A 950-nucleotide genomic window follows, 5' to 3' on the forward strand; every position below is an offset into this window, starting at 1 on the left:
TTTTTGATTTTTTCAGGATTAAAATTGCTGAAAAAACAATAGTGGCGCTTGCTAATGCACTTAATAAAATCAATAAAGAAAACAATAGTGGCGCTTGCTAACGCACTTAATAAAATCAATAAAGGTATTGGCCTTTTACCGTCATGGTATAGACTCAAAAATATCATCATTTGACCGTCATGGTATAGACTTAAAAATATCATCAAGGGAGTTAAAAAAGTAGCTAGGATTAGTATCCTGGCGATAATTGGTAGTTTTAAAAAGTTAAAATAAAAGTCTTCCATTTTAATTGACCTCACGATTTATTTATCGAGATTTATTACACCGTTGTAAGATTTAGTTATATTGATTTTTATTCTCTTTGTATGTTGAGATATCTAAACCTAGATTTTTGTTTTCTCTATTTTTTTCGTACTTTATGAATATCTTCCAATTGTTTATTCCAATTTCATTTCTCGAAGTAACTAGAAAATAGTAATCATAGCCGAACATGCTTTTTTTAAAATATTTTCCTGTTATTATAAAATCCACTCCAGAACGTATTAGTTTTCTAAATTTAACCTCTGGCCCATTGAATCCTGGTTCCGGCATCAATACTACATAATCAACATCGCCACTATAATTAGTGCTTAATGTTATTCCGTGTGCAATGATGTCGCTTTTTAGTGTTATTTCTTTTCCGTAAAATCGCTCGCTATCTAATGATTCTTTGTATTCTTCAGTGGAGCATGAAGTTAAGTTTATAAGTAAAAGCAAAATTAATAAATATTTCATATTCATGATTGAGATAACCTGCATTGGGATGTCCTTTCCTGATGAGGTGGAGTCGTAGGATCCTCCAATCCAACCGTACTTAGCTCGGATGGAAAAGAATTCAAATGACCCATTGAATAAATTAGCATCAATGAACCGAATTCCGTTTTTAACCACTATTTATGGCTTTGAAGAAT

At 31.4% G+C, this 950-nt stretch carries 1 protein-coding gene; it reads right to left on the reverse strand.

Features of this window, described 5'->3' with window-relative positions; all coding sequences use genetic code 11:
- Positions 1 to 336 precede the first annotated feature (336 nt).
- Positions 337 to 780: a hypothetical protein gene (locus A10D4_RS13415; RefSeq protein WP_156812176.1), complete on the reverse strand. Its 444-nt coding sequence runs from the start codon at positions 778 to 780 to the stop codon at positions 337 to 339.
- Positions 781 to 950: the final 170 nt, after the last annotated feature.

It is taken from the genome of Idiomarina xiamenensis 10-D-4, assembly GCF_000299895.1.
In the GTDB taxonomy this organism is placed as follows: Bacteria; Pseudomonadota; Gammaproteobacteria; order Enterobacterales; family Alteromonadaceae; genus Idiomarina; species Idiomarina xiamenensis.

Bases quoted from the DNA above. Each gene is read 5' to 3' on its own strand.
- A10D4_RS13415 (WP_156812176.1), bottom strand. From the start codon at position 780: ATGAATATGAAATATTTATTAATTTTGCTTTTACTTATAAACTTAACT.